The organism is Natronomonas sp. (genome assembly GCF_047616845.1).
GTDB lineage: Archaea > Halobacteriota > Halobacteria > Halobacteriales > Haloarculaceae > Natronomonas.
In genome coordinates this window covers 1-6,068 of sequence record NZ_JBLGBY010000079.1, presented here as the reverse complement: position 1 = coordinate 6,068, position 6,068 = coordinate 1, and the positions used below count along the sequence as shown (strand labels likewise).

Sequence of the window (6,068 nt, the reverse complement as noted above, 5' to 3'; positions counted from 1 at the left end):
ATTATCGGCATCAAGCCTGACGATTACATGTGGGTCTGATCCTGTTCGAACACCAACTGAGTTAATTCCCTCCCTATCCAGGAATTTTTGTTCGATATCTGATTTAACGCGCTTGGTTCTTCTAACGTGATCGTACCAGTCAGCAGGTACCTGCTTTTTCACCTCTCCCGTGACGTCAAAGGCAATCGTGACTTGATCAGAGTCACTCGCTTTGACATCCTCGGGAGTCAGTGACAAGGCAGTGGCTGCGGGGAATCCCGCTGCTGTAGCCATCTTCATCAATCTTCTCCGGGTTAATTTTGATGCCTTTTTAGAATTAATTGAGCTCGGTTCCTTGTCCATAAATCGGATAATATTGCCATACATAAAGAGTTTACCCTAATTTTAAATATGAACGGTGGTTCTACATCTGAAGATCAAAATCAGACTTAAACCGTTGATTTTCTATTCAAGCGACAGAACCAGTCCAAGCCTGCCTCTAATAAATGTATTCTCCTGTCGGAAGCTGGTGTGCAAATCAGCTGATTCCATACGAAGGCGAAGAACCGAAGCCAGTTGTCGGCGGTGTCTGCTTCGGCGTGGCTGAAACAGTTCTCTGACCTGATGTCGGCTGTAGATCTGCTTTGTGAACCCAGTTATGGCCCCTGATCAAGCCCGATTACCACCGAATATCTCAAAATAGAGCCTATATTCGAAAGTGATAATTCAGCAAGATGGAGCTGAACACCGAGCTTCATCAGCAATTTCGGTGTCGCCTCTCGTTCCACAAAACCTAACTCAATCTCGTCCAGAAAGCCCTCGAATCGGTCGTTTTCAGACATAGAACACTCAGAAAACGAACCGCCTCACTCTTCATCCGTATCTGAACACCGCCCTGACGAACCCGGTGTGGATTTATATCCGCGGCGAGCGGAGGGGGAGTATGTTCGATACGGTGGTCGTCGCAACCGATGGCTCCGAAAGCGTCTCGCGTGCAGTCGAGTGCGCACTCGATCTCGCGGCGCGCTTCGAGGCCACCGTCCACGCCCTATACGTCGTCGATGAGGGGCGCGTCGAGTCGCTTCCTGACCGTCTTCACGACGACGTTCGGAACGCCCTCGACGAGCAGGGCGAGTCGGCCATCGACGGTATCGTCGAGCTGAACGAGTCGCGCGACGAGCCCGTCGACCTCAAAACGGCCGTCCGTGCGGGGCGGCCGGCCCAGCAAATCGTCGGCTACGTCCGCGACACCGAGGCCGACGCCGTCGTGATGGGCACGCGGGGGCGCGACGGCGAACACTCGTTTCTGGTCGGCAGCGTCGCCGAAGACGTCGTTCGGACGTGTCCGGCGCCCGTGTTGACGGTTCGGCAACTGGAAGAATAAGGCAGGTGACGACCGCGAGACGGGAGATTATTCCCCTCGGCGCACCTCGCGGCGGTATGGACGATTGGCTCATCGACGACGACAACCTCCCGCTCGCCCGGCGGTCGCTGCTCCCCGGAGAGGGGTTCTTTACGCCGGATTCCTTCGACGAGGCGCAGGCCGAACAGGAAGCGCGCGAAGCGCTCGCCGACGCTGAACGGGTCGTCATCGCCGACCCCGACGCCGACGGCCTCGCGTGTGTCGCCCTGCTCCGAATCGCCTTCGGGTCGGCGGCGCTTCTACCGGCCGGCCCCCACGAGATCGACGATGCCCTGGAATACGTCGCCGACTTCGGCGACCCCGGCCTCGAGGTGTACGTCTGTGACCTCTGTCCCGACTCCGAACACGATATCGAGGTACTGCCGCTCGTCGCCGAGCGCGCCGATTCGGTGCGGTGGTTCGACCACCACCAGTGGGACGACGACCTCGCGGCCATCGTCGCCGACTACGCGGAGTTGGTCGTCGGCGACTCCGACGAGGAGTGTACGACCGACGTGACGCTTCGCACGCTTGAACACGACTTCGACGAGCGCTACGTCGAACTCGCGGCGGTCACTCGCGACCACGACCTCTGGCTCCAGGAAGACCCCCGCAGCGACGACCTCGCGGATTACGCCTACTGGGAAGACCCCGAGCAGTACATCGAGACGGTCGTCGAACACGGTGCCGACCTCCCCGCCGACATCGAGGCGTTCCTCGAAGAGCAGCGCGTCGAGAAGGAGGCCCTCATCGAGAAAGCCATCGGCCGCGCGGAGTACAAGGTCATCGGCGAATGGACGGTCGGCGTCACGTACGGCCGCTGTTCGCAGAACGAGGTCGCCGAAGCGATGCGGGAGGCGGAGGCCGACGCCTCCGTCATCGTCAAACCCGCCGGCAGCGCCTCGATCCGCGGCACCGACGAGTTTGAGCGGTGCCACGAGGTCGCCGGCCAGGTCAACGGCGGCGGCCACCCGAAGGCTGCGGGCTGTAAGCCCGACATCTACGACGACATGCTCGATTACGCCCACCACTGGACGACCCGTGGGGCCATCACCAAACAGGTGATCCTCGACGCGTTCCGGGCACTCGAAGAGCCAGACGAAGCGGCGTAACGGCGAACGGTTCGTTCTGCGAGGAGCGATATCGACGCCGTGATAGCACGGCTATCAGAAAAACACGATTTTCAGACGACCCACTTATCCGAGTAGGTCGTCCCACACGCACACGCCGCGTAGGCGTGAATGACGTCACCTTCGGCGTAGAGACCGCCGACCTCCTCGTTCTGTGCTTCGGCGAACGCGAAGACGAATTTGACGTAGTGGTCGTCACCGTCAGCGTCGGGGCAGGTGCCGCTCGTGCAGTCGTCGGCGATGTCGCCGTCGGTCTGCATCGCTTGCCCGGCGAAATCCATCGCGCCGAGGCCGGTCGCGCTCTCGAAGGCCGATTTCCCGTCTTCGGCCGGCAACACGAGGACGACGCCGTCCTCGACGCGCGTGCCGAGATCGACCAGTTTCTCCATCGAGCCGACGCCCTCCTCGTGGAGGTAGATGAGGATGTCCTCGGTGCGCTCGCCGCGTAGGAAGGCGTCGTACAGCGCCGAACCGTCGTCCGCGTCGGCATCCGTCATCCGTCGACGTCCTCCGCTATCGAGGCGAGGCTGTCGTCCGGGCTGTCGGCGACCTGATACACGGCGCGCGTCCCGGGCGCACGGAGGCCGTACTGTTCGCCCTCGACGACGATGTCGAGAAGCGCCGAACGACCGATTTCGAGGCCACAGGACTCGACCCACTCTTCAAGTTGGTTCTCGCCCTCGCCGGTACGGGCAAGGCGGGCGTTATCGTAGAGACCGCGGAGTTCGAGGTCGCCGCCGAGGCCGGTGTCGACGACCGCGTGGTAGGTGGTCTCGTCGGCGTCAACGCGGACGGTACCCTCCGGCAACACGTCGTCGGGGACGACGAGCTTTGGGCGGTCAAGCGCGCCACTCTGTTCTATCGACGCACGGACGGTGTCGACGCCGTCGGAAGAAACGCTAGGCATGAAGCGAAACGGGGGTGAAAACGAGGGTTACTCGTCCTCGCCGCCGAGGAGTTCGTCGACGGACTGGTCGCCGCGGTCGACGATTTTGGCGTTGATCTGTCGGGTGTCCTCGGACACTTCGGCGCCGCGGACGGTGATACGCTTGCGCTCGCCGTCACGGCTCGGCTCGAAGCCGACGCCACCCTCGGAGAGGATGGCTCGCGTTTCGGTGCCGGAGACGTCCTCTCGCATCGGGCGCCCGGAGGTGTCGGAGCCGCCGGTCAGTTCGAGTTCGTAGCCCGACAGGTCGACAGCCTCGCCATCGACGGTGTCGCCGAGCGAGCGGCCGATGAACCGATTCGCGTCCTGTCCTTCGATGTCGAAGGAGTACGTGGTGCCCTCGTCGGGGTCGCCGACGACGACCTGAAACTCTGCCATACGGGGTGAAACTGGACGCGACGGCAAAAGGGTATTGAAACGGCGTCGGGATGGCGGGGTGTTCTCCGCCCATCGCCGCGGCGGTTTCGGAACTGCGCCCGTCCGGCGCGCGAACCATACGTTTCTTACCCGCAACCGACGTTTTCACACCCAAATGGACGACACCGTGTTGCTCACGGGTGCTAAGGGCGCGGTCGGAACGGCCATCCGCGAAGGCATCGGTGACAAGTACGACTGGCGGTATCTGTTCCACAACCCGCCGCCGTTCGACCCTGACCACCCGTATCTCGTCGGTGACGTCGTCGACGAGGAGCTGATGGCCGAAGCCTGCGAGGGCGTCTCCACCGTCGTCCACCTCGCGGGCGACCCGCGCCGCGACGCGCCGTGGGATTCCGTCCTCGACAACAACATCCACGGAACGAAGGTCATCTACGATGCAGCCATCGACGCCGGCGTCGAGACGTTCGTCTTCGCCTCCTCGAACCACGCCGTCGGCCACTTCGAGACCGAACGCGAACCCGACATCTACCGCGAAGAAAGCGAGTTCATGCTCGACGGGATGGAACTCCCCCGGCCGGGCAACCACTACGGCATCTCGAAGGCGGCCGGCGAACTCATCGGCCGGTACTACCACGACGAACACGACATCTCGGTCTGCAACATCCGTATCGGCAATCTCACGCGTGACCACCCGCCCAAGGAGTACGAACGCGGGCAGGCGATGTGGCTCTCCTATCGAGACTGTGCACACCTCCACGACCGCGCGATTCAGGCCGACTACGATTACGAAATCGTCTACGGCATCTCCGATAACGACCGGAAGTACTACTCGCTGGAGCGGCCGAAGGAAGTCCTCGGCTACGAACCGCGGGACAACTCCGCCGAATACACCTTCGAAGGCGAGCCGAAAGACGAGGTCTGAGCTGCTCCTCCTCGCCGCGTCACCGCTCGCGTAGCCTGCTACGTATCGTTGTCCGTTATCATCCGGAGCCGTTCAACGCCGCCGATCTCGTCGATGCTGTCACAGACCGTCTCGGGAACCGACTCCCGCCAGGGTTCGTCCTCAAGCATCCGGCGGCGGATGACCGTCCCACAACAGCGGTCGCGCTCGTGCAGCGGCGTCCCGCGAACCTCGTAGCCGGCCTCGGCGAACAGCCGCTCGACGAAGGGATTGTTCGTGTACGCCACGTCGAAATCGGGGCACAGCGTTTCGATGTGGCTCACCCAGAGGCTGTTCCGCTCGACGTCGGCGATGGGAATCAGATACGTTTTCGCATCCATCTCATCGAGGACGTTCTGCACCATCAGCACGCGCTCGCCGGAGGTGAACGGGTTGCGAGCGGTGTGTGACTGGCCGGCGCTGCCGATGCCGACCACGACCTCGTCGACCTCCTCGTCGATCTGCTCGATGAGATACCGGTGTCCCTCGTGGAACGGCTGGAACCGTCCGATAACAAGCCCACGCATACTCGGTCTTCGACCGCCCGCGTAAAATCAGCCGGGGGCTACTCGAACAGCCCCTCGACGTCCGACTCGCGCATGCGCCGACGGTCGACGTGGTCGGCGATACGCTGTCGGACGGCTGGGGAGTCGTCCCGGAGGTACGCAAGCGTCAACATCACGAAATCACTGGTCTCGTCGTCCGCCTCGATATCCGCGATGGCGTACTCGACGGCCTGTTCGACTGTCTCGTCACCGCGCGTCTCGGCGAGGGCGTCGGCCGCGATGGCTGCGGTGGGAAACTGCACGTGCTTGACCGTGACGGTCTCGCCGTCGGGTCGCAAGATCGGCGGCCGCTCCCGTTCTGCGAGTTCGGGGTCGGACGCGAGTCGCCGAAGCCAGGTGATGAGTGGGGTAACCTCGAGGGCGCCGTCGCAGGCGGCGAGATACTCGGCCGCGCTCTCGGCGAGGCCGACCGCGCCCGACCAGTTTCCGGTTCGGGCCTTGTGCGTCGCCGCCGTCGCCTGCACCAACCCCTGGATGCAGTCATCGCGCTCGCCGGTCGGGGCGTCGAGCCACAGCTCCTCCCAGGGCTCGTGGGCGGCGAGATAGTGGCCGGCGTTGAACAGCGCGATGCCGGCCCGGAGGTGGTTCACACTTCCTCGACGCCTGGCTCGAAAAAATGCCTGTCGCTCGCGGAGTAGCGTCAGCAGAAACGTCCGGACGGCGGTTCACGCGAGCGCAGCGAGCGTGAGCCTCGTTCGGACCAAACGAAGTAAACGTCCGGACGGCG

9 protein-coding genes and 1 pseudogene are annotated in these 6,068 nt (G+C 62.8%); 3 read left to right on the top strand and 7 right to left on the bottom strand.

Translation table 11 applies throughout. From position 1 onward, the window contains the following. The coding region (locus tag ACI8UR_RS11980) for a hypothetical protein (protein WP_415087911.1) at nucleotides 1-342 on the bottom strand (342 nt) is incomplete at its 3' end. Between the two features lie 253 nt (nucleotides 343-595). After that, nucleotides 596-821 (bottom strand): annotated as a pseudogene (locus ACI8UR_RS11975) (IS6 family transposase); the annotation flags it as partial. A gap of 101 nt (nucleotides 822-922) precedes the next feature. Here ACI8UR_RS11975 and ACI8UR_RS11970 point away from each other — a divergent pair. Beyond that, nucleotides 923-1,363 carry a universal stress protein gene (locus ACI8UR_RS11970; protein WP_411716053.1) on the top strand — a complete coding sequence of 147 codons (441 nt, stop codon included), beginning with the start codon at nucleotides 923-925 and terminating at the stop codon, nucleotides 1,361-1,363. A gap of 56 nt (nucleotides 1,364-1,419) precedes the next feature. Beyond that, nucleotides 1,420-2,493: a DHH family phosphoesterase gene (locus ACI8UR_RS11965; protein ID WP_411716054.1), complete on the top strand. Its 1,074-nt coding sequence runs from the start codon at nucleotides 1,420-1,422 to the stop codon at nucleotides 2,491-2,493. Between the two features lie 71 nt (nucleotides 2,494-2,564). Here ACI8UR_RS11965 and ACI8UR_RS11960 read toward each other — a convergent pair whose 3' ends face one another. The 3 genes from ACI8UR_RS11960 to ACI8UR_RS11950 are packed head-to-tail and all read right to left on the bottom strand — an operon-like array spanning nucleotide 2,565 to nucleotide 3,835. Continuing rightward, the gene (locus ACI8UR_RS11960) at nucleotides 2,565-3,008 is read right to left on the bottom strand and encodes a DUF5807 family protein (protein WP_411716055.1); all 444 of its coding nucleotides are present in this window, start codon (nucleotides 3,006-3,008) and stop codon (nucleotides 2,565-2,567) included. Further along, on the bottom strand, nucleotides 3,005-3,418 hold the full coding sequence (locus tag ACI8UR_RS11955) for a hypothetical protein (RefSeq protein ID WP_411716056.1): 414 nt from the start codon (nucleotides 3,416-3,418) through the stop codon (nucleotides 3,005-3,007). Before ACI8UR_RS11955 ends, ACI8UR_RS11960 begins: the two co-directional genes overlap by 4 nt. Before the next feature lie 27 nt (nucleotides 3,419-3,445). Continuing rightward, on the bottom strand, nucleotides 3,446-3,835 hold the full coding sequence (locus ACI8UR_RS11950; RefSeq protein ID WP_411716057.1) for a 30S ribosomal protein S6e: 390 nt from the start codon (nucleotides 3,833-3,835) through the stop codon (nucleotides 3,446-3,448). Between the two features lie 154 nt (nucleotides 3,836-3,989). Here ACI8UR_RS11950 and azf point away from each other — a divergent pair, with 154 nt between their 5' ends. Further along, nucleotides 3,990-4,757, top strand: coding sequence for an NAD-dependent glucose-6-phosphate dehydrogenase Azf (azf, locus tag ACI8UR_RS11945; RefSeq protein WP_411716058.1), 768 nt, complete (start codon nucleotides 3,990-3,992; stop codon nucleotides 4,755-4,757). 38 nt (nucleotides 4,758-4,795) lie between these two features. Here the strand turns inward: azf and ACI8UR_RS11940 are convergent, their stop codons facing one another. Further along, nucleotides 4,796-5,302 carry a nicotinamide-nucleotide adenylyltransferase gene (locus ACI8UR_RS11940; RefSeq protein WP_411716059.1) on the bottom strand — a complete coding sequence of 169 codons (507 nt, stop codon included), beginning with the start codon at nucleotides 5,300-5,302 and terminating at the stop codon, nucleotides 4,796-4,798. Between the two features lie 38 nt (nucleotides 5,303-5,340). Beyond that, the gene (locus tag ACI8UR_RS11935; protein ID WP_411716060.1) at nucleotides 5,341-5,931 is read right to left on the bottom strand and encodes a DUF309 domain-containing protein; all 591 of its coding nucleotides are present in this window, start codon (nucleotides 5,929-5,931) and stop codon (nucleotides 5,341-5,343) included. Between the last annotated feature and the right edge of the window lie 137 nt (nucleotides 5,932-6,068).